This window comes from Pseudoxanthomonas suwonensis 11-1 (assembly GCF_000185965.1).
Classification (GTDB): Bacteria; Pseudomonadota; Gammaproteobacteria; order Xanthomonadales; family Xanthomonadaceae; genus Pseudoxanthomonas; species Pseudoxanthomonas suwonensis_A.
The window spans coordinates 1,211,541-1,237,922 of record NC_014924.1 but is presented as its reverse complement, the minus strand read 5'-3'; the positions used below and the strand labels follow the sequence as shown (position 1 = coordinate 1,237,922).

At 71.4% G+C, this 26,382-nt stretch carries 28 protein-coding genes; 20 read left to right on the top strand and 8 right to left on the bottom strand.

All coding sequences use genetic code 11. The features are described 5' to 3' along the window. Window positions 1–28: 28 nt before the first annotated feature. The 11 genes from sufC to PSESU_RS05450 all read left to right on the top strand — a co-directional run bounded on the left by sufC (window position 29) and on the right by PSESU_RS05450 (window position 12,134). The gene (sufC, locus tag PSESU_RS05500) at window positions 29–793 is read left to right on the top strand and encodes a Fe-S cluster assembly ATPase SufC (RefSeq protein ID WP_013534778.1); all 765 of its coding nucleotides are present in this window, start codon (window positions 29–31) and stop codon (window positions 791–793) included. Next, window positions 793–2,100 (top strand): Fe-S cluster assembly protein SufD, encoded by a 1,308-nt coding sequence (sufD, locus tag PSESU_RS05495; protein ID WP_013534777.1) that lies wholly within the window; start codon window positions 793–795, stop codon window positions 2,098–2,100. Before sufC ends, sufD begins: the two co-directional genes overlap by 1 nt. After that, window positions 2,097–3,353, top strand: coding sequence for a cysteine desulfurase (locus PSESU_RS05490; protein ID WP_013534776.1), 1,257 nt, complete (start codon window positions 2,097–2,099; stop codon window positions 3,351–3,353). Before sufD ends, PSESU_RS05490 begins: the two co-directional genes overlap by 4 nt. Window positions 3,354–3,461: 108 nt before the next feature. Then, entirely contained in the window at window positions 3,462–4,004 is a 543-nt protein-coding gene (locus PSESU_RS05485; RefSeq protein ID WP_041763885.1) for a GNAT family N-acetyltransferase, read from the top strand. After that, on the top strand, window positions 4,001–4,333 hold the full coding sequence (locus tag PSESU_RS05480) for a non-heme iron oxygenase ferredoxin subunit (protein WP_013534774.1): 333 nt from the start codon (window positions 4,001–4,003) through the stop codon (window positions 4,331–4,333). The genes PSESU_RS05485 and PSESU_RS05480 overlap by 4 nt, the downstream gene beginning before the upstream one ends. A gap of 557 nt (window positions 4,334–4,890) precedes the next feature. Next, window positions 4,891–7,362, top strand: a complete 2,472-nt coding sequence (locus PSESU_RS05475) for a TonB-dependent receptor domain-containing protein (protein ID WP_013534773.1) — start codon at window positions 4,891–4,893, stop codon at window positions 7,360–7,362. A gap of 52 nt (window positions 7,363–7,414) precedes the next feature. Continuing rightward, window positions 7,415–8,116 (top strand): PepSY-associated TM helix domain-containing protein, encoded by a 702-nt coding sequence (locus tag PSESU_RS05470; RefSeq protein ID WP_013534772.1) that lies wholly within the window; start codon window positions 7,415–7,417, stop codon window positions 8,114–8,116. Between the two features lie 14 nt (window positions 8,117–8,130). Beyond that, on the top strand, window positions 8,131–8,643 hold the full coding sequence (locus PSESU_RS05465; protein WP_013534771.1) for a DUF2271 domain-containing protein: 513 nt from the start codon (window positions 8,131–8,133) through the stop codon (window positions 8,641–8,643). Window positions 8,644–8,659: 16 nt separating this feature from the next. Next, a complete protein-coding gene (locus tag PSESU_RS05460) occupies window positions 8,660–9,523 on the top strand; it encodes a DUF4198 domain-containing protein (protein ID WP_013534770.1) in 864 nt (287 codons plus the stop codon). A gap of 11 nt (window positions 9,524–9,534) precedes the next feature. Next, entirely contained in the window at window positions 9,535–10,515 is a 981-nt protein-coding gene (locus tag PSESU_RS05455) for an FAD:protein FMN transferase (protein ID WP_013534769.1), read from the top strand. Next, window positions 10,512–12,134 (top strand): flavodoxin domain-containing protein, encoded by a 1,623-nt coding sequence (locus tag PSESU_RS05450; RefSeq protein WP_013534768.1) that lies wholly within the window; start codon window positions 10,512–10,514, stop codon window positions 12,132–12,134. The genes PSESU_RS05455 and PSESU_RS05450 overlap by 4 nt, the downstream gene beginning before the upstream one ends. A 57-nt stretch (window positions 12,135–12,191) precedes the next feature. Here the strand turns inward: PSESU_RS05450 and PSESU_RS05445 are convergent, their stop codons facing one another. Both PSESU_RS05445 and PSESU_RS05440 read right to left on the bottom strand, forming a co-directional pair. Next, window positions 12,192–12,824, bottom strand: coding sequence for a HutD family protein (locus PSESU_RS05445; RefSeq protein ID WP_155942722.1), 633 nt, complete (start codon window positions 12,822–12,824; stop codon window positions 12,192–12,194). A gap of 195 nt (window positions 12,825–13,019) precedes the next feature. Continuing rightward, a complete protein-coding gene (locus PSESU_RS05440; RefSeq protein WP_013534766.1) occupies window positions 13,020–13,397 on the bottom strand; it encodes a ComEA family DNA-binding protein in 378 nt (125 codons plus the stop codon). 208 nt (window positions 13,398–13,605) lie between these two features. On the opposite strand from PSESU_RS05440, the gene PSESU_RS05435 reads away from it, so the two are divergent. The 4 genes from PSESU_RS05435 to PSESU_RS05420 all read left to right on the top strand — a co-directional run bounded on the left by PSESU_RS05435 (window position 13,606) and on the right by PSESU_RS05420 (window position 17,531). Beyond that, window positions 13,606–15,111: a M20 family metallopeptidase gene (locus PSESU_RS05435; RefSeq protein WP_013534765.1), complete on the top strand. Its 1,506-nt coding sequence runs from the start codon at window positions 13,606–13,608 to the stop codon at window positions 15,109–15,111. Between the two features lie 135 nt (window positions 15,112–15,246). Beyond that, complete coding sequence (locus tag PSESU_RS05430; RefSeq protein ID WP_013534764.1) at window positions 15,247–16,251, top strand: aminoglycoside phosphotransferase family protein; 1,005 nt, start codon at window positions 15,247–15,249, stop codon at window positions 16,249–16,251. Further along, window positions 16,248–16,949, top strand: a complete 702-nt coding sequence (murU, locus tag PSESU_RS05425; RefSeq protein ID WP_013534763.1) for an N-acetylmuramate alpha-1-phosphate uridylyltransferase MurU — start codon at window positions 16,248–16,250, stop codon at window positions 16,947–16,949. Before PSESU_RS05430 ends, murU begins: the two co-directional genes overlap by 4 nt. Before the next feature lie 102 nt (window positions 16,950–17,051). Then, the gene (locus PSESU_RS05420) at window positions 17,052–17,531 is read left to right on the top strand and encodes a hypothetical protein (RefSeq protein WP_013534762.1); all 480 of its coding nucleotides are present in this window, start codon (window positions 17,052–17,054) and stop codon (window positions 17,529–17,531) included. A gap of 75 nt (window positions 17,532–17,606) precedes the next feature. On the opposite strand, the gene hda is transcribed toward PSESU_RS05420, so the two are convergent. The 3 genes from hda to PSESU_RS05405 are packed head-to-tail and all read right to left on the bottom strand — an operon-like array spanning window position 17,607 to window position 20,586. Continuing rightward, complete coding sequence (gene hda, locus PSESU_RS05415) at window positions 17,607–18,320, bottom strand: DnaA regulatory inactivator Hda (protein ID WP_013534761.1); 714 nt, start codon at window positions 18,318–18,320, stop codon at window positions 17,607–17,609. Continuing rightward, window positions 18,317–19,513: an AI-2E family transporter gene (locus tag PSESU_RS05410; RefSeq protein WP_013534760.1), complete on the bottom strand. Its 1,197-nt coding sequence runs from the start codon at window positions 19,511–19,513 to the stop codon at window positions 18,317–18,319. Before PSESU_RS05410 ends, hda begins: the two co-directional genes overlap by 4 nt. Next, window positions 19,510–20,586 (bottom strand): DUF2066 domain-containing protein, encoded by a 1,077-nt coding sequence (locus PSESU_RS05405; protein ID WP_013534759.1) that lies wholly within the window; start codon window positions 20,584–20,586, stop codon window positions 19,510–19,512. Before PSESU_RS05405 ends, PSESU_RS05410 begins: the two co-directional genes overlap by 4 nt. Window positions 20,587–20,774: 188 nt before the next feature. Here PSESU_RS05405 and purM point away from each other — a divergent pair, with 188 nt between their 5' ends. The 5 genes from purM to PSESU_RS05380 are packed head-to-tail and all read left to right on the top strand — an operon-like array spanning window position 20,775 to window position 24,460. Beyond that, the gene (purM, locus tag PSESU_RS05400) at window positions 20,775–21,827 is read left to right on the top strand and encodes a phosphoribosylformylglycinamidine cyclo-ligase (protein ID WP_013534758.1); all 1,053 of its coding nucleotides are present in this window, start codon (window positions 20,775–20,777) and stop codon (window positions 21,825–21,827) included. 7 nt (window positions 21,828–21,834) lie between these two features. Continuing rightward, on the top strand, window positions 21,835–22,239 hold the full coding sequence (locus tag PSESU_RS05395; protein ID WP_013534757.1) for a hypothetical protein: 405 nt from the start codon (window positions 21,835–21,837) through the stop codon (window positions 22,237–22,239). Between the two features lie 43 nt (window positions 22,240–22,282). Beyond that, entirely contained in the window at window positions 22,283–22,948 is a 666-nt protein-coding gene (purN, locus tag PSESU_RS05390; RefSeq protein WP_013534756.1) for a phosphoribosylglycinamide formyltransferase, read from the top strand. A 47-nt stretch (window positions 22,949–22,995) separates the two neighbouring features. Next, entirely contained in the window at window positions 22,996–23,775 is a 780-nt protein-coding gene (locus PSESU_RS05385; RefSeq protein ID WP_013534755.1) for a DUF3108 domain-containing protein, read from the top strand. A gap of 1 nt (window position 23,776) precedes the next feature. Next, the gene (locus tag PSESU_RS05380; protein WP_013534754.1) at window positions 23,777–24,460 is read left to right on the top strand and encodes a DUF3108 domain-containing protein; all 684 of its coding nucleotides are present in this window, start codon (window positions 23,777–23,779) and stop codon (window positions 24,458–24,460) included. Between the two features lie 21 nt (window positions 24,461–24,481). On the opposite strand, the gene PSESU_RS05375 is transcribed toward PSESU_RS05380, so the two are convergent. The 3 genes from PSESU_RS05375 to PSESU_RS05365 are packed head-to-tail and all read right to left on the bottom strand — an operon-like array spanning window position 24,482 to window position 26,341. Then, the gene (locus tag PSESU_RS05375) at window positions 24,482–24,784 is read right to left on the bottom strand and encodes a membrane protein (protein WP_013534753.1); all 303 of its coding nucleotides are present in this window, start codon (window positions 24,782–24,784) and stop codon (window positions 24,482–24,484) included. Next, entirely contained in the window at window positions 24,784–26,067 is a 1,284-nt protein-coding gene (gene murA, locus PSESU_RS05370; protein WP_013534752.1) for a UDP-N-acetylglucosamine 1-carboxyvinyltransferase, read from the bottom strand. Before murA ends, PSESU_RS05375 begins: the two co-directional genes overlap by 1 nt. A gap of 43 nt (window positions 26,068–26,110) precedes the next feature. Beyond that, entirely contained in the window at window positions 26,111–26,341 is a 231-nt protein-coding gene (locus tag PSESU_RS05365; RefSeq protein ID WP_013534751.1) for a BolA family protein, read from the bottom strand. Window positions 26,342–26,382: the final 41 nt, after the last annotated feature.

Sequence of the window (26,382 nt, the reverse complement as noted above, 5' to 3'; positions counted from 1 at the left end):
CTCTCCCCAATCCCGAATCCCCAATCCCATGCTCAAGATCGAAAACCTCCACGCCAGCGTCGCCGGCAAGGAAATCCTCAAGGGCCTCTCGCTGGAGGTCAAGCCGGGCCAGGTGCACGCCATCATGGGCCCCAACGGCGCCGGCAAGTCGACCCTTGGCAACATCCTCGCCGGCCGCGACGGCTACGAGGTCACCGCCGGCTCGGTCGAGTTCGACGGCCAGGCCCTGCTGGAGCTGGAGCCGGAGGAGCGCGCCGCCGCCGGCCTGTTCCTGGCCTTCCAGTACCCGGTCGAGATCCCGGGCGTGAACAACACCTACTTCCTGCGCAGCGCGCTCAACGCCCAGCGCAAGGTGCGCGGCCAGGAGGAGCTGGACTCGATGCAGTTCCTCAAGCTGGTGCGCGAGAAGCTGGCCGTGCTGCACCTGAAGGACGAGCTCCTGCACCGCGGCGTGAACGAAGGTTTTTCCGGCGGCGAGAAGAAGCGCAACGAGATCTTCCAGCTGGCCGTACTCGAGCCGAAGCTGGCGATCCTGGACGAGACCGACTCGGGCCTGGACATCGACGCGCTCAAGACCGTGGCCGATGGCGTCAACGCGCTGCGCAGCGACGGCCGCTCGTTCCTGGTGATCACCCACTACCAGCGCCTGCTCGACTACATCAAGCCCGACGTGGTCCACGTCCTCGCCGATGGCCGCATCGTCCAGACCGGCGGCCCGGAGCTGGCGCTGGAACTGGAGAAGCACGGCTACGCCTGGCTCAAGGACCGGATCGCTCCGGAACAGGTGGCGTAATGGCCGCGCTGCTGGAATCGTTCCGCCAGGGCTTCGATGCCCTGCGCGCGCCTGAGGCGCAGGAACTGGGCCCGGGCCGCCGCGCCGCGCTGGACGCGCTGCTGGCCGACGGCCTGCCCGGCCCGCGCGAGGAAGCCTGGAAGTACACCCCGCTGCGTGCGCTTGAGCGCCGCGGCTTCGCCCCGGCCGATGCCACCGCCCCGGCGTTCGACGCCGGCGTGCTGGAAGGCATCCCGGCGCCGCGCCTGGTGTTCGCCAACGGCCGCTTCGATGCCGCCCACAGCGACCTGGCCGGCCTGCCGGCCGGTGCCAGCGTCGAGGCGCTGTCGCAGGTGCTGGAGCGCGGCGAGCCGCGCGATGCCAACTTCCTGCTGCGCCGCTACGAGCGCCGCGACGAGGTCTTCGCCCGCGCCAACGCCGCCCTCGCCGAGGAGGGCGCAGTGGTGCGGCTGGATGCCGGCGTGCGCCTCCCGGCGCCGCTGCACCTGGTGTTCGTGGGCGTGGCGCAGGAAGGTGACCGTGCCTGGCACCTGCGCCACTTCATCGACCTGCGCGAGGGCGCGGCGCTGGACATCGTCGAGCACCAGCTCGGCGCCGGCGAACACGCCAACCTGTCCAACGACGTGCTGCACCTGCATGCCGGCAAGGGCGCCGTGGTCCGCCACGCGCGGGTGCAGGCCGATTCGGCCAGGGCCAGCCGCTTCGCCCGCACCGACGCGGTGCTGGCGCGCGATGCGCAGTACCGGCGCTTCGACCTGGAGCTGGGCGCCGCGCTCAGCCGCCACGAGCTCAACGTGCGCCTGGAGGGCGACGGCGCCCGCCTGACCGCCAACGGCGTGCTGCTGGGCAGCGGCCGCCGCCACGTCGATACCCGCCTGGGCATCGACCATGTCGCCCGCGATACCGCCTGCGACCTGCTGTGGCGCGGCATCGCCGACGGCCGCAGCCGGGTCGTGTTCCACGGCGGCATCAACATCCGCCCGGGCGCGGACGGCACCGATGCCAACCTGTCCAACAAGAACCTGCTGCTGTCGGCCGACGCCGAGATCGACACCCAGCCGGTGCTGGTGATCGACGCGGACGAGGTCAAGGCCGCGCACGGCGCCACCGTCGGCCAGCTCGATGCCAACGCGGTGTTCTACCTGCGCTCGCGCGGCGTGCCCCTGCCCGACGCCCAGCGCCTGTTGACCGTGGCCTTCTGCCGCGAGCCGCTGCTGGCGATGGTGGACGACGGCCTGCGCCAGCTGCTGCTGGCCCGGCTCGATGCGGCCCTGGCCGCGGCCCTGGACGGCGAGGTGCAGGCGTGAACAGCAAGCCCGCGGTGGACGAGGCCGCCCAGCCGGGCCAGGTCGACTGGGAGCGCGTGCGCGCCGACTTCCCGCTGCTGATGCGCGAGGTCCACGGCCGTCCGCTGGTCTACCTGGACAACGCCAACACCTCGCAGAAGCCGCTGGCCGTGGTGTCCTCGCAGGACGAGTTCTACCGCCGCCACAACGCCAACGTCAGCCGCGCCGTGCACGCCCTGGGTACCGAGGCCACCGAGGCCTACGAGGCCTCGCGCTCACGCCTGGCGCGTTTCCTCAACGTGCGCGCCGACGAGCTGGTGCTGTGCAGCGGCACCACCTTCGCCATCAACCTTGTGGCGTACTCGTGGGCGCTGCCGCGGCTGAAGCAGGGCGACACCATCCTGGTCTCGCGCATGGAGCACCACGCCAACATCGTGCCTTGGCAGCTGGTGGCCGAGCGCACCGGCGCGAGGATCAGGGTCGCCGAGATCCTGCCCGACGGCAGCCTCGACCTGGACGCGCTGTACCGGTCGATGACCGGCGACGTGAAGCTGCTGGCCGTGGCCCATGTGTCCAACGTGCTGGGCACGGTCAACCCGGTGCGCGAGATCTGCCGCGAGGCGCGCCGCCGCGGCATCACGACCGTGGTCGACGGCTCCCAGGCCGCGCCGCACCTCAGGCTGGACGTGGCCGGCATCGGCTGCGACTTCTACGCGGTCACCGGCCACAAGATGTGCGGCCCGACTGGCACCGGCGCGCTGTGGGCGCGCCGCGAGCTGCTGCAGGAAATGCCGCCGTTCATCGGCGGCGGCGAAATGATCAAGGAAGTCAGCTTCGAAGGGACGGTGTTCAACGACCCGCCCCACAGGTTCGAGGCCGGCACCCCCAACATCGCCGGCTTCGTCGGCCTGCACGCCGCCATGGACTACCTCGACGACATCGGCATGGAGGCGATCTCCGCACGCGAGGGCGAGCTGCTGGCGCACGCCACCGAGGCGCTGCAGGCGATCCCCGGCCTGCGCATCTTCGGCAACGCGCCGGGCAAGGCCGCGGTGATCTCGTTCCTGGTCGAGGGCGCGCATGCGCACGACCTGGCCACCCTGCTGGACCTGGAAGGCGTGGCCGTGCGCTCGGGCCAGCATTGCGCCCATCCCCTGCTGCAGTACTTCGGCGTGGCCGCGACCCTGCGCGCCTCGCTGGCGTTCTACAACACGCACGACGAGATCGACCGCTTCGTCGCCGCGCTGGAAAAGACCCGCCGCCTGCTCGCCTGAGCGGCGGCGCCCGGCGAGGCGCGGTCCCGCCACGATCTGCCTGCGCCGGCCGCCGCCGGTCCCGTGGCCCGTGCTGCCGAGGCTGCTGGCGGAGCCTAGAATGCGCGGATGGACATGCCGAGCTTCCGCCCCGCCACCACCGCCGACATCCCCGCCATCGTCGAGCTGGTCACCTCCGCCTACCGCGGCGAGGCCAGCCGCAAGGGCTGGACCACCGAGGCCGACCTGCTTGACGGCCAGCGCATCGAGCCCGGGGTGCTGGCCGCGGACATCGCCCGCCCGCGCAGCGTCGTGCTGCTGGCCGAGCGCGACGGCGCGCTGCTGGCCTGCGCCCACGTAGCCGAGGAGGACGGCGCCGGCTATTTCGGCATGTTCGCCGTGCGCCCCGACCTGCAGGGCGGCGGCGTGGGCAAGGCCGTGCTGGCCGAGGCCGAGCGCATCGCCCGCGAGGAATGGGACCTGGCGACCATGCGCATGACCGTGATCGACGTGCGCGACAGCCTGATCGCCTTCTACGAGCGCCGCGGCTACGTCCGCACCGGCATCCACAAGCCCTTCCCCTACGGCGACGAGCGCTTCGGCGTCCCGCTGCGCGACGACCTGCGCTTCGAGGTGCTGGAGAAGCCGCTGCGTGCTGGAGTGGCCGCATGAGTGGGACCTGGACCTTCGTCTGTGCCCCGTCGGAACTGCTGCCGGGCGAAATGCGCACCGTGTTCGACGAGGTGACCGACGCACCGATCCTGGTGGTCAACCTCGACGGCGACCTGTACGCGCTCGAGGACCGCTGCAGCCACGAGGACTACGAGCTGTCCGCCGGCCCGGTGGATCCGGCCGAGGGCAGCATCGAGTGCGTCCTGCACGGCGCCCGCTTCGACCTGCGCGACGGCCGCGCCCTGTGCGCCCCGGCCTACTCGCCTGTCGCCAAGTTCCCGGTCAGGGTCGACGCCACGGGTATCTGGACCCGCGACGACCGGGACTGATCCTTCTACCTCCCCACGGGATCAGGCGGCATGCGCGCCGTGGCACGCATGCCGGCGGACGCCTGCGTCCCATGGACGCGGCCGGGGCGCGGAGCAGGATCGGGCCGAGCCGCACGCCCTGCCATGACCAATGTTCCGGAACACCGGTACGCCGGTCTGTCCCGGTACGCCGCGACGTGCGCCCCTCCAGCTCGACCCTCGGCACTGGCACCGCTCCCGGGGACACAGGGGAGCGATCCAGCCGCATGGCGCACCTGATGGCCTGCCCTGGCCCGGCAGGCCCAGACGGACCCGTTGTAAATAAGAATCCCTATCATTATCATGCACGACGCCAACCTTAGATGGGGGCGTCCCGGGCCCTGGGCATATCCAGGCACCGGGCCGCTCCTCCAGAGATGAGCCAGATCCCACCGCGCCAGCACGCACATTCAGGCCTCCGCCGACCGGCAACCGCATCCGGTTGCCCGGCGCCCCCCTGACGCCAGCCGCGCCCCTCATTCCCATTCCAGTGCCACGTGGGCCCGCGCCCGCGCGGCCCATGCCCGCATACGGAAAACATGTCCAATCTCCGTCCGCTCCGTCCCGCACGCCTCCCGCTTGCGCTGTGCATCGCGCTGGTCGCCACTCCCTCCCTCGCCGCGCCCGGGCCGGACATCGCCGGCGAGCCCAGCACCCTCAATACCGTGGTGGTCACCGCCACCGGCTATGAGCAGAAGATCGTCGACGCGCCCGCCAGCATCAGCGTGATCACCCGCGAGGACCTGGCCCGCCGTCCCTACATCACCCTGCTGGACGCCGTGCGCGACCTGGAAGGCGTGGACATCGGCGAGACCCGCGACAAGACCGGCCAGGGCACGATCTCCATGCGCGGCATGGGCGCCGACTACACCCTGGTCCTGGTCAACGGACGCCGCCAGAACAACCACGGCGACATCTACCCGAACTCCTTCGGCGGCAACCAGTTCAACCACATCCCGCCGCTGGACGCGATCGAGCGGATCGAGGTCATCCGCGGTCCGATGTCGACCCTGTACGGCGCCGACGCCATGGGCGGCGTGGTCAACATCATCACCCGCAAGGGCCTGGACACCTGGGCCGGCTCGGTCACCCTCGGCCGCACCTTCGAGACCGACGATGCCTACGGCGACGACACCACCGCCGACTTCCACCTGACCGGCCCCCTGGTCCGCGGCGTCCTCGACCTGACCGTGCGCGGCAGCTGGTACAAGCGCGAAGCCTCCAACCCGGTGTACGACGACGTGGTCGATCCCTCCGGGGAGCGCCACAGCCGCGCCCTGGGCTTCGGCGGCGGCGGCAAGACCGTGGACAACACCAACAAGGCCGGCGGCATCAGCCTGGCCTGGACCCCGACCGGCAGCCAGACGCTCACCCTCGACGCCGACACCTCGCGCCAGGAGTACGACAACGCCATCCGCGTCAACGACGAGGGCGTGGAGGAATACCCGGTCGGCACGGTGGACAACCTCGGCGCGGTGCTGCGCATCGGCAACAACGGCCGGGTCGAACCGCGCGCCGGCTATGCCCCGACCCAACGCTTCACCCGCGACAGCTTCGCGCTGACCCACGAAGGCAACTGGTCCTTCGGCGACAGCACGGTCTCGCTGGCGTACGTGGACACCAACAACGAGGGCCGCACCCTGCCCTTCACCGTGGCCGAGCGGCAGTCGCTGCAGCAGGTCTGGAACGCGGCCTGCACCAGCCTGGGCGGCAGCGTCGGCGCGGGCGGCTACTGCGCGCCCGGCGCGGCGATCGGTTTCCGCAACGCCAACGCCTGGAACAACCAGTCCGAGGCGCAGAAGCTGGCGATCATGCAGGCCAACCTGTCGCCGGAGCAGTACAGCCAGCTGCTGGCCTACCTGCCGCGCCCGCAGCGCAGCCTCGAGAGCTCGCAGTACACCCTCGACGCCAAGCTCGACATCCCCTTCCAGGCCGCCGGCGAGCACATCGCCGTGGTCGGTACCCAGATCGTGCGCGGCGAACTGACCGACGGCGTGTTCGGCATGGAGGCCGGCCGTCCCGGCGGCCGGCAGCGGCACGACATGCAGTCGCTGTTCGCAGAGGACACCTGGAAGCCGTCCGAAGCGCTGTCGCTGACCGGCGGCATCCGCTACGACGACCACAAGGTGTTCGGCAGCCACGTCAGTCCGCGCCTGTACGCGGTCTACACCGCGAGCCCAGCCTGGACCTTCAAGGGCGGCGCCAGCACCGGCTTCAAGACCCCCAAGACCACCCAGCTGTACGACGGCGTGGTCGGCTTCGGCGGCCAGGGGACCTCGCCGATGTTCGGCAACCCCGACCTGCGGCCGGAAACCAGCACCAGCTACGAGCTGGCCGCGTACTGGCACCACGAGGGCGGCCACAACTTCAACGCCACCATCTTCCGCAACACCTTCGACGACAAGATCTCGTCGCAACCCTGCGGCAATGGACTGGCCCTGGAGTGCGCGGGCACCGGCGAGTACGCCGGCCTGGGCTATGCCAACAGCAGCCGCACGGTGAACATCGACAAGGTGGTGATCCAGGGCGCCGAACTGGCCGGCCGCTGGCAGATCGCCGACGCCTTCGGCCTGCGCGGCAACTACACCTGGACCGACAGCGAGCAGCGCAGCGGCGCCCAGCAGGGCCTGCCGCTGGGCGAGAGCGCCCGGCACATGGCCAACCTCACCCTGGACTGGCAGGTGCTCGACAACCTCGGCCTGTTCCTGACCGCCGAATCGCGCTCGAAGCGTTACCGCGGCCTGCATGCGATCACCCAGGAGCCGCTGTACTACCGCGACTACACCGTGCTGCACCTTGGCGGCGCCTGGCAGATCAACGACACGGTGACGCTCAACGCGCGGATCAACAACCTGCTGGACCGCGACTTCACCACCTACGCCACCGAGTTCCGCGACCTCGATGGCGACGGCACCTGGCTCGATGGCAGCAACGAGGTGCTGTTCCTGGACGACTACAACAACAAGGACAAGGCCCGCAGCGTCTGGGTCAGCCTCAACGTCCAGTTCTGATCGAACCGCGAGGGCCCGGCGTCAACCGTCCGGGCCCTCGTGCGTTAACCGAATGGGAATCGTTCTCGACCGCTATACTCCCCTGCCTCCCGAGCCCCCTGCAGACGTGCCGGCAACCACGACCCGCGAAGATCCCGTATCCGCCCAGCGCAAGCGTGGTTTCTGGCTGCGTACGCTGCACCAGTGGCACTGGATCAGCTCGGCGGTGTGCCTGGTCGGGATGCTGCTGTTCACCGCCACCGGCATCACCCTCAACCACGCCGCGCGGATCGAGGCGCAGCCGCAGGTCGACAACCGCACCGCGCAGCTGCCGGAACCGCTGCTGGACGTGCTTGCCGACGCGCCCACCGAAGGCAATGCGCCGCTGCCGCCGGCCATCGCCGGCTGGCTGCAGGACGAGCTGTCGATCGCCGCGGGCCGGCGCCCGGCGGAGTGGTCGGAGGACGAGGCCTACCTGTCCATGCCCTCGCCCGGTGCCGACGCCTGGCTGAGCATCGACCGCGAAAGCGGCGAGGTCGAGTTCGAGCGCACCGACCGTGGCGCGGTCTCGTTCCTCAACGACCTGCACAAGGGCCGCAACGCCGGACCGGCCTGGGGCTGGTTCATCGACGTGTTCGCCATCGCCTGCCTGGTGTTCTGCATCACCGGCCTGTTCCTGCTGCACCTGCACGCGCGGCAGCGGCGCATGACCTGGCCGCTGGTCGGCCTGGGCCTGGTGGTGCCGCTGGTCCTGATCCTGATCTTCATCCATTGACGAGGTACCAACCCATGCGCGCCAAAGTGCTGTTCGCGGTGACCGGACTCCTGACCCTGCCGGCCTATGCCGCCGAGCTCGAGGTCACGGTCGAGATCCCGAAGCTCAACGTCGCCGAGTACCACCGCCCGTACGTGGCGGTGTGGATCGAGGGCGCCGACAGCAAGGCCGTGGCCGACCTGGCGGTCTGGTACCAGATGAAGGACACCGCCGAGGGCCACGGCACCAAGTGGCTGCCCGACCTGCGCCAGTGGTGGCGCAAGTCCGGCCGCAACCTCGACCTGCCGGTGGACGGCGTGACCGGGCCGACCCGCCCGGTCGGCAAGCACGTGGTCAAGGTCGACTCCGGCTCGCCGCGTCTGGCCAAGCTGCAGGCCGGCCAGTACACCCTGGTGGTCGAGGCGGTGCGCGAAGTCGGCGGCCGCGAGCTGCTGAAGATCCCGTTCAACTGGCCGGCCAAGGGCAGCCAGACCGGCAAGGCCCAGGGCAGCAGCGAGCTGGGCGCGGTCAGCCTGTCGATCAAGTAACCCCAAGGAGCATCACATGAAGAAGCACGCGTTCGTCATCGCCCTGGCGCTGGCGCTTCCCTTCTCCGCCGCCGCGCACAAGCAGTGGCTGGTGCCCTCGCAGGCCACGGTCAACGGCCAGGACGTGTGGGTGACCTTCGACGCCGCCGTGTCCAACCAGCTGTTCTTCCCCGACCACGTGCCCATGCGCCTGGACAACGTGGTCGCCACCGCGCCGGACGGCAGCCAGGTGCAGCTGCAGAACGCCAGCACCGGCAAGTACCGCAGCACCTTCGACCTGCAGCTGCAGCAGGAAGGCACCTACCGCATCGCCAACGTCAACCGTGGCCTGTCGGCCAGCTGGGATACCGCCGCGAGCCTGGCCGCGAAGGCCAAGGCCGAGGCCGAGGGCAAGCCGGTGACCGGCCCCGGCGCGCCGCGCGGCGGCTTCCTGCGCAATGCCAAACCCGAAGAGCTGGCGACGAAGATCCCCGCCGACGCGCAGAACGTGCAGGTCACCGAGACCATGGGCCGGGTCGAAACCTTCGTGACCAATGGCCGCACCACCGACATCAGGCCGGTGGGCGAAGGCCTGGAGCTGGTGCCGGTGACCCATCCGAACGACCTGTTCGCCGGCGAGGAAGCACGGTTCGTGCTGCACGTCGACGGCAGGCCGGCCGCTGGCCTGGAAGTCGAGGTGGTGCGCGGCGAGACCCGCTACCGCAATGCCCAGGAGGAGATCCAGGCCACCAGCGGCAAGGACGGCAGCGTCGCCATCACCTTCCCGCAAGCCGGCGTGTACTGGCTGGAAGTGACGACCGAGGATGCCAGGGCCAGCGCGCCCAAGGCGAACAAGCGCCGCCTCAGCTACGTGGCGACCCTGGAAGTCCTGCCGCAGTAAGCCACGCCGCGATGGGCGCCACTCACGTGTCCGCCGCGGGTCTGGCGACCCTCGGCGGCGAAACCATGGGAACGCGCTGGAGCGCGCGCGTGGCCGTGCGCCCCTCGTTCGACCTGCATGCCCTGCACGCCATCGTCCAGGACGCGCTGGACGAGGTGGTGGCGCAGATGAGCACCTGGGAGGCCGGCTCGGACATCAGCCGCTACCGGCGCGCCGCCACCGGGACCTGGCAGGCGCTGCCGGAATCCTTCGCCCGCGTGCTGGATGCGGCGCTGGAAGTGGCCGCCGCAAGCGGTGGCGCGTTCGATCCCACGGTCGCGCCGCTGGTCGAGCTGTGGGGCTTCGGCGCCAGCGACCGGCCGCTGCAGGTGCCTGCGCCGGCGCTGATGGCCGAAACCCGAGCGCGCACCGGCTGGCAGCGCGTGCAGCGTCGCGCCGGGGGTCGCGAGCTGCTGCAGCCCGGCGGGCTGGCGCTGGACTTGTCGGCGATCGCCAAGGGCTTCGGCGCGGACCTTGCCGCTGAACGCCTGCGTAGCGCCGGCATTGCCGCGGCCCTGGTCGAGGTTGGCGGCGAGATCCGCGCCTACGGCCGCAAGCCCGATGGCAGCCTCTGGCAGGTGCTGGTCGAAGCCGAGCCGGACCTGGACACCCCCGTGGCCGAACTCCCGCCGCGGGTACTGGCGCTGGACGATGCCGCGGTCGCCACCTCCGGCGACCGTTGGCACCACTTCGAACACGAGGGCGTGCGCTACTCGCACAGCTTCGATCCGCGCAGCGGCGTGCCCGTGAGCCAGGCCGCCGCCGCCGTGACCGTGGTTGCCACCGATGCCATGCATGCCGATGCCTGGGCCACCGCGCTGACGGTGATGGGCGCGGACGCCGGCCTGCGCTTCGCCGAGGACCACGGCCTGGCCGCGCGCTTCGTCAGCCGCACGCCCGACGGCCCGGTGGAAGCGATGACACCGGCGTTCCGCCGCCACCTGGCCGCATGAGTTCCTCGCCCTCCTCCAACCGCCTCGCACTGGCGGGCCAGCTGGCGCTGCTTGCGCTGCTGCTGGGCGCGGCAGGCCTGCTGCTGCCGCTGCACGGCGGCGACTGGTGGCCGGCGGCGCCTGCGTCTGGCCGGGCCTGGGCGGCCGTGGCCATCGGCGCCGCCTGGCTGCTGGCCACCCTCGCCTTCCTGCGTCCTGCGCGCCGCGCGCAGTCCTCCGCGGCAGCCGTGGACGACGGGAATGCAGTACTGGTGGCCTGGGCCAGCCAGACCGGCTTCGCCGGCAGCCTGGCCGAGCGCACTGCCAGCATGCTGCGAGCCGGCGGCCGCGACGTCGTGCTGCTGCCGCTGGACGAGGTCGACGCCGCGCGCCTGGCCGCAACCCGCCAGGCGCTGTTCGTGGCCAGCACGACCGGCGAGGGCGACCCGCCCGACCACGCGCTGGGCTTCCTGCAGCGGATGGACGCCGACACCGACCTGTCGCGGCTGCAGTACGCCGTGCTCGCGCTCGGCGACCGCAGCTACAGCGCGTTCTGCGCCTTCGGCCGGCAGCTGGACGGCTGGCTGCGCGACCGCGGTGCGCGCCCGCTGTTCGACCGGGTCGAAGTCGACAACGCCGACGAGGCCGCGCTGCGCCAGTGGCAGTACGGCGTCGGCCGCATCGGTGGCGATCCCGACAGCGCCGACTGGAGCGCGCCCGCCTATGTCCCGTGGCGGCTGGCCGCGCGCCAGCTGCTCAATCCCGGCAGCCAGGGCGGCCCGGCGCATGCGCTTGCGCTGCAACCGGCCAGCGGCGCCCTGCCCGACTGGCAGCCCGGCGATATCGCCGAGATCGGTCCGCGCAACGCGCCGGCCCAGGTGGCTGCGTGGCTGGCCGAGGCCGGGGTGGATGGCACTGCCGTGGTCGAAACCGGCGACGGCAGCCTGCCGCTGGCCGATCTTCTCGCACGCAGCGTGCTGCCCGACGCCGGCGGCGCGCGCGGCCTGGCGCCGGCGGTACTGGCTGCACGCCTGCAGCAGCTGCCGCACCGCGCCTACTCGATCGCCTCGATCCCGGCCGAGGGCCAGCTGCGGCTGCTGGTCCGCGAGACCTACCGCGAGGACGGCTCGCCAGGGCTCGGCAGCGGCTGGCTGTGCCGCCACGCGCCCGTGGGCGGGAACATCGACCTGCGCCTGCGCGCCAACCCGGGCTTCCATCCGCCTGCACCGGAATCGCCGCTGGTCCTGGTGGGCAATGGCACCGGCATCGCCGGCCTGCGTGCGCATCTGGCCGCCCGCGTCGCCGCCGGCGCGCGCCGCAACTGGCTGTTGTTCGGCGAGCGCAACGCCGCCTGCGACCTGTTCTTCGGCGAGGAGCTGCGGCGCTGGCAGGCCGGGGGCTGGCTGGAGCGCATGGACCTGGCCTTCTCCCGCGAAGGCGACCGCGCTTACGTGCAGGACCGGCTGCGCGCCGCCGGCCCGGTCCTGGCCGAATGGGTGGACCAGGGTGCGACCGTCCTGGTCTGTGGCAGTGCCGACACCATGGCCCCGGCGGTGGACGCCGCACTGGCGGACATCCTCGGCAGCGGGCGGCGCGACGCGTTGCGCGAGCAGGGCCGCTACCGCCGCGACGTGTACTGAGCCTCCCCTGCGGCGAACAGCTCCCGGCGGCGCGTGAAGCGCAACGACACGGCTTGACTACAGCGCGGTCGCCAGCCCGCTGGTGTCCTGGCCCTTGGCCCCGGCGGCACCGCGGACGCGGATCATCAACGCCTCGCCCGCGCCATCGACCACGAAGCGCTGGCGCGCGGCAGAGGCCAGCCAGGCGCTGTCGCCGCCATCGAGCTGGAAATCGATCCCGTCCGACGCCACCCGCGCGGTGCCGCCCAGCAGGTAGATCGCCCAGGCCGTGTCCGGGTCGCAGAAGCAGAACATGCCGCCGACCAGCGGCCGGTGCAGGACCGTGACCTCGAGCGCCGACGGACGCCACATCACGTTGAACGCCCGCACCGGCGGTCCATCCAGCGGGATGCCGCGGACCTCGCGCCCGCCATCGAAACGGATGCGCTGGTGTGGCGGCAGCAGCCCGGCCACCTCGCCGTCGGCGAACTCCAGGCGCAACCCGTCCCCGGACAGCAGCACCTGCTCGCGCTCGACCCCGGGCAACAGGGAGTACGGCGCGGGTTCGTCGATCTCGGCAACGGACAGGCCCAGCGGCCACGGCTCGCCGGGAAGGCGCAGGATCCGGCGCGTCCATCCCGCACCGTTGTGCCAGCGCTCGCGCGTGTACTCATGGGCCGGCAGGTGGCGGGCATTACCGAAATCGGGCATGGGCCGATTGTGCCCCAGCCCGCCGTCGCCGGTACCGGCGCACTGACAGGCCGCAAAGGATCCGCCCGGCCACACATCCATGTGCGCACCGGGCGGTGGACTGCACTGACGCCTTGCCTGGCGTGCAGTTTCCGGTCGACGCGTCCCTGCGTACGACCGGGGGGTTACGGAACCCGCGTCCGGTGGGCGGCGGGCTCAGCGGCGTGCAACCGGGGTCGCAGGTGCCGGCGTCTTGGCCGCGGTGTTTCCGGCCGCGGGGGCCTTGGCGCCCGCCGGCGGCTTGGCGGCGGCGGTCGTGCCCACCGTGATCAGGTCGCGGTTGCGCTCGATGGTCTTCAGGCCGATGCCCTTGACCAGGGCCAGCTCGTCGGCGCTCTTGAACGGGCCGTTGGCCTTGCGGTGGGCGACGATGGCCTCGGCCTTGGCCGGGCCGATGCCGACCAGGCCGGCCTCCAGCTGCGCGGCATCGGCGGTGTTGATGTTGACCTTGTCTGCGGCGGAGGCGGCGAACACCGCGCCCAGCGCCAGCAGCAGCGAGAGCAGCAGCGGGCGCGAAAGGTGGAACAGCTTCATGGCGACACTCCCTGTAGCGGTCTGGATGGGGCCCCGGGGGCCGGCTTCCTGCCGGCTGTTCCCGGTAGCCAGAGTCTGTCGGCCCGGCCACGCCGCCGCCATCGCCGGCTTGCCGAATCTCGTGCCGGGAAACGCTGCATTCATCTGTAGGAAATCCCCGCACGGCGCCGGGGCGTAGAATGGCCACATCCAATTTCCCGGAGTTTCCATGGACATCGCACGCCTCGATCCCGCTGCCGCCGCGAGCTTCATCGGCGCCAAGTGGGACGACGAAATCGTCCCCCAGCTGGTCGAATACATCCGCATCCCCAACAAGTCCCCGATGTTCGACAAGGACTGGAAGGCCAACGGCCACATGGATGCAGCGGTGAAGCTGATGGAGACCTGGGCCCGCGCCCAGGCCATCCCCGGGCTGCAGGTCGAGGTGCTGGAGCTGGAAGGCCGCACCCCGCTGATCTACGTGGAAGTGCCGGCGACCGGCCCGGAGTCGGGCGATGACACCGTGCTGCTGTACGGCCACCTGGACAAGCAGCCGGAGATGACCGGCTGGGATCCGGACCTGGGCCCGTGGAAGCCGGTGCTGCGTGGCGACAAGCTGTACGGCCGCGGCGGCGCCGACGACGGCTACGCGATCTTCGGCTCGCTGGCGGCGGTCCTGGCCCTGCGCGAGCAGAACATCCCGCACGCCCGCTGCGTGCTGCTGATCGAGGCCTGCGAGGAATCCGGCAGCTACGACCTGCCGGCCTACGTCGACCACCTGGCCGCACGCATCGGCAAGCCCTCGCTGGTGGTGTGCCTGGATTCGGGCTGCGGCAACTACGAGCAGCTGTGGTGCACCACCTCGCTGCGCGGCCTGGCCGGCGGCAACCTGACGGTCAAGGTGCTCAGCGAAGGCGTGCACTCCGGCGACGCGTCGGGCGTGGTGCCGTCGAGCTTCCGCCTGCTGCGCCAGCTGCTGTCGCGGCTGGAGGACGAGGACACCGGCAGGATCAAGGTCGATGGCCTGTACGTCGAGGTTCCGGCCGAGCGCGTCGAGCAGGCGCGCAAGGTCGCCGAGACCCTGCGCGACGAGGTCTTCAGCAAGTTCCCGTTCCTCAAGGGCATGAGCGCCATGTCCGACGATCCGGCAGAGCTGGTGCTCAACCGCACCTGGCGCCCGGCGCTGTCGGTCACCGGCGTCGACGGCATGCCGCCGCTGTCTTCGGCCGGCAACGTGCTGCGCCCGCATACCGCGGTGAAGCTGTCGCTGCGCCTGCCCCCGACCCTGGACGGCGCGAAGGCCGGCGAGCTGCTCAAGGAGGTCCTGCTGAAGGATCCGCCGAACGGCGCCCACGTCGAGCTGGAGCTGGAAAAGGCCTCCTCGGGCTGGAACGCCCCGGCGCAGTCGCCGTGGCTGACCGAGGCGATCGAGGGTGCGTCGCAGGCCGCGTTCGGCAAGCCGGCCATGTACATGGGCGAAGGCGGCTCGATCCCGTTCATGGGCATGCTGGGCGAGAAGTTCCCCGGTGCGCAGTTCATGATCACCGGCGTGCTGGGCCCGCACTCCAACGCCCATGGCCCGAACGAGTTCCTGCACATCCCGATGGGCAAGCGCGTCACCCAGTGCGTGTCGCACGTGATCGCCGAGCACTACCGCGCCAGCCTGCGCGGCGAGACCACCGGCGTCGGCGCGGTGGCCGGCGGCGAGCAGCACGGCGGCCACGGCTGCTGCTGATCCCAAGGCTACCTGCATGACACGAAGCGCCGGGCAATCCCCGGCGCTTCGCTTTTGGGCGTCCGCCGCCTCGCCGCGGACGCGTGCCCCTATTACCCTCTATTACCCTGTGCCGACCCCGGCAGACACCGACGCATGAACCCGCAGACCGCTTCCGACCGCGACTTCCAGCGCCTGGCCTGGGCCCGCGCCGCCCTGGACGATGACGCCGCCACGCTCGAGCGCGCCTCGATGGATGCGGGCTTCCGCAGCTACTGGCGCAGCCATGGCGCCGGTCCGTCGCGGATCGTGATGGATTCGCCGCCGGGGCTGGAGGACGTGCGTCCGTGGCTGGCCGTGCGCGACCTGCTGGAGGCAGGCGGCGTGCGCGTGCCGCAGGTGCTGGCGCGCGAGGTCGAACAGGGCTTCCTGCTGCTGGAGGACCTGGGCGGACCGACCCTGGCCCAGGTCATCGACGACGACAACGCCGACGCCTGGTTCGACGCCGCCGTCGGCCAGCTGCTGAAGCTGCAGGCCATCGCCCCACCGCCGTCGATGGCGGTGTTCGGCGAAGCCCTGCTGCAGCGCGACGCCGGCCTGTTCGAGGAATGGTTCCTGCGCACCCACCTGGGCATCGGACTGGACTGCGGCGAGGCCGAGGAGCTGCAGCTGGTGCAGCGCCGGCTGATGGACAACGCCCTGGGCCAGGCGCGCGTGCTGGTGCACCGCGACTTCATGCCGCGCAACCTGATGCCGGTCGAACCCGGACCGGCGGTGCTGGATTTCCAGGACTGCGTCGCCGGGCCGATCGCCTACGACGTGGTGAGCCTGTTCAAGGATGCCTTCCTGTCCTGGCCGCTCGAGCGCGTGGATGGCTGGCTGGCGCGCTACCACGAACGCGCCACCGCGGCCGGGTTGCCGGTGCCGCCGCTGCCGGTTTTCCGGCGCGATGCCGACTGGCTGGGCGTGCAGCGGCACCTGAAGATCCTGGGCATCTTCGCCCGCCTGCACCATCGCGACGGCAAGACGAAGTACCTGGTCGACGCGCCACGCTTCATCGCCTACCTGGACGAAGTGCTGCCGCGCCATCCGCAGCTGGAGCCGCTACGGCGCCTGCTCGATGCGCGCATCCGCCCGGCAATGGCGAAGGTGGCCGCATGAAGGCCCTGGTCTTCGCCGCCGGCCTCGGCGAGCGCATGCGCCCGCTGACCCTGCACACGCCCAAGCCGCTGCTGGTCGCCGGCGGCAAGCCGCTGCTGGCCTGGCACCTGGAGAAGCTGGCGACCTTGGGCGTGCGCGAGGTGGTGGTCAACACCTCCTGGCTGGCCAACCGCTTCCCCGAGGTGCTGGGCGACGGCAGCCGCTGGGGCCTGCGCCTGCACTACAGCTACGAGGGCGCCGAACCGCTGGAGACCGGCGGCGGCATGTTGCATGCCCTGCCCCTGCTCGGCGATGGCCCGTTCATCGCGGTCAACGGCGACATCTGGGCCGACTACGATTTCGCCCGGCTGCCGAGCGAACCACGCGGCGATGCGCACCTGGTGCTGGTCGACAATCCCGCCCACAACCCGGGCGGCGATTTCATGCTGGCCGACGATGGCAGCGTACACGGCGAAGGCCCGGCGAAGCTGACCTTCTCCGGCCTCGGCGTCTATCGGCCCACGCTCCTGGAAGACTGGCGCGCGACCGTGGACGGCGATCCCGGCACCCCGGCCCGCTTCAGGCTGGCGCCGTTGCTGCGCCGGGCCATGGCCGCGGGCCGGATCACCGGCGAACACCACCGCGGCCGCTGGACCGACGTGGGCACGCCGCAGCGCCTGGCGGAGCTCGACGCGCAGCTCGCCGGGCCGGGCACCTGAGCCGCGGCGGTCCGACCCGCGACTGAACGCAGGTCGCGCCACCCGTTGGCGGACGCGTGCAGTGCGGCGTATACCGATGGGCATTCCCACGGAGCCGCCGTCATGTCCATGCCACGTCCTCCGGTCCCGACCCGCCTGCTTGCCGCCTGCCTGGCCCTGGCCGGCGCTGCCATCGCCGGCAACGCGACAGCCGCCGACTCGTGCGGCTACGTGACCGACCAGCGTGGATCGGTGCCCAACAGCCAGGACATCTACCCGGTCGAGATCACCCGCATCGACGGGCGCAGCACGCCGCTGGGCGGGCAGCCCCGCTACCGCCTGGAGCCGGGGGAACACGTGCTGACCGTGGCCGAGCGCATCGATCCGGACCGCCTGCCCGGCGCCGCCGTCGCCCAGATCGCGAAGATGAAGAAACTCGAGCAGCAGCGTGCGTACCGCAGCTTCACCGTGGAGGTACCAGCCGGCAGCAGCCTGGCCATCGGCGCGCGCGTGCTGCGCGACCGCCTCGATGCGGGCAGCATCCGCGACAAGGCCTACTGGGAGCCGGTGGTGTGGGATACCCGCGCCGAAGCCTGCGACTGAGGCGGTAGCATCACCGGTCCATCTCCAGTCCGTGGCGGGCTGCACGGGGATCGCGTATCGACGCGATGTGGCGCGTCAGCCGGCGTCGAGCAGCCCGCGCAGGAACGGCACCGTGACCCGACGTTGCGCGGCCAGCGAGGCGCGGTCGATGCGCTCGAGCAGGCCCAGCAGGCGGCCCATGTCGCGGCCGGTGCGGGTCAGCAGCCAGTCGATCGCCGCCTCCTCCAGCACCAGGCCACGGCGGCGTGCACGGTCGCGCAGCACCGCGCGCCGGCCCTCGTCGTCCAGCGGATGCAGGGCGATGCGGGTGCACTGGCCCAGGCGCGAGCGCAGGTCCGGCAGCACCAGCGGCAGCGCCTGCGGTGCGGCGGTGGCCAGGTACAGGACGCTGGCGCCAGCGGCGCGCATGCGGTTGTGGAAGTCGAACAGCGCGACCTCGTCGTCGCGGTCGCCGGCGATGGCCTCCAGCCCGTCCAGCGCGACCACGTCGGCCTCCTGCGCCTCCAGCGCCTCGCGCAGGCGGCCACGCGCCGCACGTAGCGGCAGGTACGCGGCGCGGCGGCCGGCGCCATCGGCCTCCGCACACACGCCCAGGCCGAGGTGGGTCTTGCCGGAACCGGCCGGGCCTTCCAGGTAGATCCAGTCCACGCCGGGATTGAGCGCCAGCCCGCGCAGCTGTCCCAGCGCTCCCTCCGGCGCGCCGATGTAGCTTTCCAGGCGCTGCTCGGGCGGATAGCGCAGGGCCAGCGGCAACTGCGGCGTGCCGCCGGCGTTGGGGGGAACACTCACGCTTCGGGACCCTTGTGCAGCGGCGGCTGCGGCGTGGCCTCTACGGTCGTGGCGCGTTCGGCCGCGAACGGCTCCAGCACGATCGCGGGCGTGGGCTGCGCGCCCATGTACAGGCCGCTCTGGCGGTAACGCTCGGCCGCGTAGCGCAGCAGCACGTTGATCACCGCAGCCGCCGGCAGCGCGATCAGCATGCCGAGGAAGCCGAACAGCTGGCCACCTGCCATCACCGCGAAGATCACCGCCACCGGATGCAGGCCGATCTTGTCGCCGACGATGCGCGGGGTCAGCACGTAGCTCTCCAGCAGCTGGCCGACGGTGAACACCACGCCCACCAGCACCAGCAGGCGGGTATCGAAGCCCTGCGCCTGGACCAGCGCCGCCACCACCGCCAGCACGATGCCGGTGGTCGCGCCCAGGTACGGGATGAAGCTGATCAGGCCGGCGATCAGGCCGATCAGCAGGCCCAGCTTGAGCCCGGACAGCTGCAGGCCGATCGCGTAGATCGCGCCGAGCGCGATCATCACCACGAACTGGCCGCGCAGGAACGCGCCGAGCACGTCGTTGGACTCGCGCGCCAGGCGGGTGACGGTGTCGAGGTGGTCGCGCGGGACCAGCGCCGCGACCCGCTCCACCAGCAGGTCCCAGTCGCGCAGGAAGTAGAAGGTCAGGATCGGCAGCAGCACCAGGTTCACCACCCAGGCCACCATTGCGAAGCCCGAACGCGAGATGTAGCCGGCAACGCTGGTCGCCACGCCGCCGGCCTGCTGCCAGTGCTCGCGCACCCAGTTGACCGCCCGCTCCGGGTCCAGCCAGACGCTCAGCTCCAGCCCGGTACGCGCCTCCAGCCACGGCACCGCGGTATCCACGAACCACTCGCGGTACTCCGGCAGGGTCTCGACCAGGGTGCGCACCTGGCGCTCCAGCATCGGCACCAGGATCAGCAGGGCCAGGACCAGCAGCAGGGTCATCAGGCCGAACACCAGGGTCACGGCGACATTGCGCGAGCGCCCGGCGCGTTCGAGGCGGTCCACCAGCGGGTCGCCCATCCAGCCCAGCAGCGCGCCGAGCACGAATGGCGTCAGGATCGGCGCCAGCAGCCCGACCATCCACAGGGCCACCAGGGCCAGCACGATCCATTTGAGCTGCTGCAGGAACCGCGCGATCTCGGCCTGCGCGCCGACGTCCTGGCTCATCGGATGCGGTACTCCCCGGGCACGCCCTCGACCGGCACGATCGGCGCGTGCTGGCCGAGCATGCGGTCCAGGCCGGACAGGCCGGTCAGCAGTTCCAGGTCGAACTCGACGCGGTCGGCGTTCGCGCGCACCGGCACGATCCGGCGCACCACGGCCAGGCGCTGCAGCAGGGCCGAGACCTGCAGGTAGTCCTCGGCGCCGGACAGGCCAGTGACCGCCACCCGGTAGGTGCCGGCCGGCTCGGAGACCGGAACCTTGGCGTAGCGCTGGATCAGCGCGTCGGCGGCCACGTCGGCGCCGCTGGACAGCGCGCGCCGCGGGTCGGATTCACTGACCGTGCGGGTGGCCAGCACCCGGCCGCCGTCGACGAAGGTCCAGTCCGTGGCCCAGCCGCCGCCGCTGCGGTACATCTTGCCGATCAGCTGCATCGGCGGGCTGTAGCGGGCGGAGGCGCGCGCCACCGCGGCGGTGTCGCCGCGCCAGATGGCACCGACCACCGCCTGCTCGGCGGCGGCACCGGTGGGCAGGCCCAGGCGGTAGCCGCGCTCGGTCGCGCGGTCCAGCAGCGGGCGCGCGGCGTTGACCTGGCCGGTGCCGAGCAGGCGCGGGCCACTGCCGTCGTCGATCGCCAGCCACACCACCGGCTTGGGCCGCGGCTGCGCCCACACCGGCAGGCCCAGGGCCGAGACCAGGGCGTCGACCGCCTCCGGCTGGAAGCGGACCACCAGCATGGTGCGGAAGGTCGGGGCGCCGCCGGGCGAGGTGCTCTGGTCCTGGCGGTAGTCGTAGCCGTCGACGTAGGCGTCGGCGTTGCGGAGTTCCTGGGCCACGCCCGGGCGGCTGGCCACCCCGGCGTCGCCGGAGAGCTTGGCCAGGACCTGGGCCAGGGCGCGGGCATAACCGGCCTGGCGCGCGGAATCGACCTGGCTGTTGACCGGCACCTCGGCCGCGTAGAGGCCCTGGGCGCTGGCCACCTCGCCTTCCGTGCGCAGACCGTCCTGGGCCAGCGCCGGCATGAGTGGCAGGCACAGCAGCAGCGCCAGGAACAGGGTCGGGCCGCGGCGGACGGGCATGGGAAATCCTCGGAGGACGGGGAATACCGGCGAATTGTTGCCCGAACCGCACCCCCGCGCCAATCGACGCCGCGCGAAGGCCGCCCCCCCCTTGCATTCCCGGTGCATTCCCGGTGCGTCCCCGGCCCGTCCCCGGCGCGGGCGCGGCTGGTAGAATCGCGGCCTTTCCCGCAGCCGCAGGCACCGACGTGAGCCAGACCCCTACGCCCACTCCCCTGACCTACCGCGACGCGGGCGTGGACATCGACGCCGGCAACGAGGTCGTCGAGCGGATCAAGCCGCTGGTGCGGCGCAGCTTCCGCCCCGAGGTGATGGGCGGGCTGGGCGGGTTCGGCGCCCTGTTCGACCTGTCCGGCAAGTACCGCGAGCCGGTCCTGGTCTCCGGCACCGACGGCGTGGGCACCAAGCTCAAGCTGGCCCAGCAGCTGGGCCGCCACGACACCATCGGCATCGACCTGGTCGCCATGTGCGTCAACGACATCCTGGTCCAGGGCGCCGAGCCGCTGTTCTTCCTCGACTATTTCGCCACCGGCAAGCTGGACGTGGACACCACGGTCGCCGTGGTCGGCGGCATCGCCCGCGGCTGCGAGGAGTCCGGCTGCGCCCTGATCGGCGGCGAGACCGCCGAGATGCCCGACATGTACCCGCCGGGCGAGTACGACCTGGGGGGCTTCGCCGTCGGCGCGGTGGAGAAGTCGCAGCTGCTGGACGGCTCCAAGGTCCGCGCCGGCGACGTGCTGCTGGGCATCGCCTCCTCCGGCCCGCACTCCAACGGCTATTCGCTGGTCCGCCGCATCTACGACCGCGCCGGCCGCCCGGCCGACCTGCAGGTCGGCGGCGTGGCCCTGGCCGACGCGCTGATGGCCCCCACCCGGCTGTACGTGAAGCCGGTGCTGTCGCTGCTGCGCGAGCACGGCGAGGCGATCCACGCCATGGCCCACATCACCGGTGGCGGCCTGACCGAGAACATCATCCGCGTCATCCCCGAGGGCCTGGGCCTGGACATCGAGGCCTCGGCCATCGTCCTGCCGCCGGTGTTCGAGTGGCTGCAGCGCGAGGGCGCGGTGGCCAACGAGGAGATGTGGCGCACCTTCAACTGTGGCGTCGGCTTCGTGCTGGTGCTGCCGCAGGAAGCGGTCGCCGCGGTTTCCGCCAGCCTCGACGCGCTGGGCCTGGCCCACCGCGCGATCGGCCAGGTGGTGTCCGCCTCCGGCGACGGCGAGCGCGTGCGCATCGGCTGAGGCCTGCGTGGACAGTGTCCCTGCCGCGATGGAACCGACGGCCGACGAACTGAGGTACCTCAAGGCGCTGGTGATCGCCCACTACGTGGTCGCCGCAGTGGTCGCACTGTCGACGCTGGTGCCGGCGGCCCACATGGTGGCCGGGATGCGCGACGCGGGCATGTGGCCCGATCCGGACCTGTCCGGCGCCATGTTCTTGGTGGTCCTGGCGCTGATCATCGCCATGGGCCTGGGTATGACCGGGCTCATCGCCGTGGCCGGCTACTGCCTGTCCCGGCGCCGCAAGCACATGTTCTGCATGGTGGCCGCCGCGCTCTCCTGCCTGCTGGTGCCGCTCGGCACGGTGCTGGGTGTGTCCACCCTCGTGGTCCTGACCCGCCCCCGGGTCAGGGCCCTGTTCGGGGAGGGCTGATGGCACCGGCCATGACCATCTTCCCGGGCACGGGAGCCTGCGCATGAGCGCGCGCATCGCCGTGCTCGTCTCCGGCCGCGGCAGCAACCTGCAGGCGGTGCTCGACGCCATCGCCGACGGACGCCTGGATGCCGAAGTGGCCGGGGTGTTCTCCGACCGCCCGGACGCGCCGGCACTGCAGAAGGTCGCGCCCGCGCTGCGCTGGAGCCGCAAGCCCCGTGCCTATCCCGACCGCGCCGCGTTCGATGCCGACCTGGCCGACGCGGTGGCTGCCAGCAATCCCGACTGGGTGTTCTGCGCCGGTTACATGCGCATCCTCGGCGAGGCCTTCGTGCGCCGCTTCGACGGCCGCCTGCTCAACGTCCACCCGTCCCTGCTGCCGCTGTACAAGGGCCTGCAAACCCATGCGCGGGCGCTTGAGGCCGGCGACGCCGAGCACGGCGCCAGCGTGCATTTCGTGGTGCCGGAACTGGACGCCGGCGCGGTAGTCGCCCAGGTGCGGATCCCGGTACTGCCCGGCGACACCCCGGAAACCCTGGCCGAACGCCTGCTCCCGCATGAACACCGCCTGGTGGCGGCGGTACTGGCACTGGCGGCGTCCGGGCGCCTGGCTGAACGGGATGCGCAGGTATGGCTGGATGGTCAGTGCCTGTTTAGACCGCTGCGACTAGATTCCGCCGGAAACCTGCAGCCGGAATCACGCGCCTGACACCGGCGCGCGGGCATGCTCCTGTATCCCTCCACTGCCCGAGCCGCATGCGCCCCATCCTGTTTTCCTTCCTGCTCCTGACCACTTGCGCCTTCGCGGCGCAGCCGGCTCGTGCGCAGGAGGATCCTGCTTCCGCCGGATCCGCGCCGGCCGCCGAAGCCCTGCCTGCGGCGCCGCGCGTGCTCGAGCCGTTCGTCGCCACCTACCAGGCGTACTACCGCGGTCGCCCCGCCGGCAGCGCGACCATGCGCCTGGCGCGCGAGGAAACGTCGCGCTGGCGGATCGAACTGGACCTGCGTGCCGAGCGCGGGGTGGCCAGCCTGGCCCGGCTCAACATCCACCAGCGCACCCTGTTCGACGAGCACGACGGCCACTACCGGCCGTTGAGCCAGGACACCGAGCGCCGCGCCATCCTGTTCGGCAAGGAAGTCGCCGGGATCTACGACTGGAAGAACATGCAGGCGCGCTGGGAGGGCGACCTCAGCAAGGAGCGCCGCCGCCCAGTCGCGCTGCAGCCCGGCGACATGAGCGCCCTGCTGATCAACCTGGCGGTCATGCGCGACGCCCAGCCTGGCGCGCGCATGGACTACCGCTTCGTCGACGGCGGCCGCGTGCGCGCCCACGTCTATCATGTGGCCCAGCTGCCGGAGACCCTGGCCGTGGGCGACATGAGCTACGAGGCGCTGCGCGTTGAGCGCCGCGACGACGATGGCGACCAGACCCTGGTCTGGGTCGCCGACGGGGTGCCCACCCCGATCCGCATCCTGCAACGCGAAGACGGCGAGGACGAAGTCGACCTGCGCCTGATCGAGTACCACGGAGCCTGACATGAACCGGACCCGCACCCTCACCCGTCTCCCGCTGCTGCTGGGCCTGCTTGGCACCGCGCTGCCCGCGCTGGCGCTGGAGCCGTTCACCGCGGACTACACCGCCAGCTACATGGGCATGTCGGCCAACGGCACCATGACCCTGGCGCGCGAAGGCGGCGACCGCTGGAAGTACAGCCTGCGCATCCGCAACCAGGTCGCGGACCTGAGCCAGAACACCATCTTCGACGTGCACCAGGGCAAGCTGCGCCCGCTCGCCAGCAGCGACAGCTCGGTGGCCCTGATCAAGCGCAAGTCGGTGCAGGCGCGCTACGACTGGGCCAACGCGCAGGCCAGCTGGAGCGGCGACATCAAGCCGGAGCGACGCGGCCCGGTGAAGCTGCAGGCCGGCGACATGGATGCGCTGCTGATCAACCTCGCGGTGGCCCGCGACCTGGCCGAGGGCAAGCCCCTGTCCTACCGGATGGTCGACGAGGGCCGGGTCAAGCCGATGCGTTACGAGGTCGCCGGCAAGGAGCAGGTCACCGTCGGCGGCAAGCCGCACCAGGCGACCAAGGTCGTGCGCCGCGACGACAAGAAGGAAACCATCGCCTGGATCGTGCCGGACATGCCGGTACCGGCACGCATCCTCCAGCGCGAGAACGGCCAGGACACGATCGACCTGACCCTCAAGGCGCTGCGCTGAGCGGCGCCCCGGCGGACGGGGTCATTCCCCGTCCTTGAACACCGTCTGGCACTCGACCCGGATCACCTCGCCGCTGCGGAACCAGCGGTAGGTGGTGCATTCGCGGTTGCCTTCGGTCGAGCGCTTCGCGGTCACCGCGTAGAACGACTGCAGGATCTCGCTGCGGTCGACGCGGCCGTCGCCGTTCCAGTCCATCTCGCTGGTAGCCATGCCGCGGGTGGCGGCCATGCCCAGCCAGCCGGCCACGCCGACCAGCACGAAAACGGCGGCCAGCAGGCCCAGCAGGACCTTGCGCCGCGGGCTCATGCGTCCGCGCAGCAGCATCAGGCGGCTCCCGCGCGGTCGTCGATGCGGCGGATGCTGGCGCCCAGCGCGCCGAGCTTGGCCTCGATGTTCTCGTAGCCGCGATCCAGGTGGTAGATGCGGTCGATCGTGGTCTCGCCCTCGGCCACCAGGCCGGCGAGGATCAGCGAGGCCGAGGCGCGCAGGTCGGTCGCCATCACCGGCGCACCGCTGAGGCGCTGCACGCCACGCACCACCGCGGTATGGCCGTCGATCTGGATGTCCGCGCCCAGGCGCAGCAGCTCGTTGACGTGCATGAAGCGGTTTTCGAAGATCGTCTCGCTGATCACGCCCACGCCCTCGGCCACGCAGTTGAGCGCCATGAACTGCGCCTGCATGTCGGTCGGGAACGCCGGGTACGGCGCGGTGGTCAGGCCGACCGCGCGCGGACGCCGGCCTTCCATGTCCACGGTGATGCTGTCGGCGGTGGTGGTGACCGTGGCGCCAGCTTCCCTGAGCTTGTCCAGCACTGCTTCCAGGGTGTCCGGACGCGCGTTGAGCGTGGTCACGCGGCCGCCGGTCATCGCCGCGGCCACCAGGAAGGTGCCGGTCTCGATGCGGTCCGGCAGGACCACATGGCGGCCGCCGCCGAGGCGCTCGACGCCGTGGATGGTGATGCGCGAGGTGCCCGCGCCCTCGATCCGCGCGCCCAGCGCGTTGAGGCAGTCGGCCAGGTCGACCACCTCCGGCTCCATCGCCGCGTTCTCGAGCACCGTGGTGCCTTCGGCGAGGGTGGCGGCGGCCATGACGTTCTCGGTGCCGGTGACGGTCACCATGTCGAACACGAAGCGCGCGCCCTTCAGGCGCCCGGCGCGGGCCTTGATGTAGCCGTTCTCGACGTTGATCTCGGCGCCCAGCGCCTGCAGGCCGCGGATGTGCTGGTCCACCGGGCGCGAGCCGATCGCGCAGCCGCCGGGCAGGGCCACTTCGGCCGCGCCGTGGCGCGCCAGCAGCGGGCCCAGCACCAGGATCGAGGCGCGCATGGTCTTGACCAGGTCGTAGGGCGCCACGTGCTGGGAAACGGTGCACGGATCGACCACCAGGCTGCGCGCCAGCTCGCCGTCGACGTACCGCACGCTCGCGCCGAGCTCGCCCAGCAGCTTGAGCGTGGTGCGCACGTCATGCAGGTCGGGGACGTTGACGATCTCCACCGGCGCGTCGGCCAGCAGGGTCGCGCACAGGATGGGGAGCACGGCGTTCTTGGCGCCGGAGATGGCGACTTCGCCACGGAGCGGCACGCCGCCGCTGACTACGATCTTCTGCATGGGGACCCGGCTTTCGGGGAATTCGGAGGAGGTTCGACGCCGCTCAGGCCGCTTCGTCCGGGGTGACCGTGCGCAGGGCCAGGGCATGGATCGCCCCGCCCATCAGGTCGCCCAGGGTCGCGTAGACCATCCGGTGCCGGGCCAGCGGCAGCTTGCCGCGGAAGGCTTCGCACACCACGAGTGCCTCGAAGTGCACGCCATCGTCGCCCTGAACGTGGGCTTTCGACCCGGGCAGGCCCTGTTCGATGAGGCGGGCAATGGTGTCGGCGTCCATGGAGCGCTTGGCCTAGAATGAGCGCCCTAGTCTAGCGAATC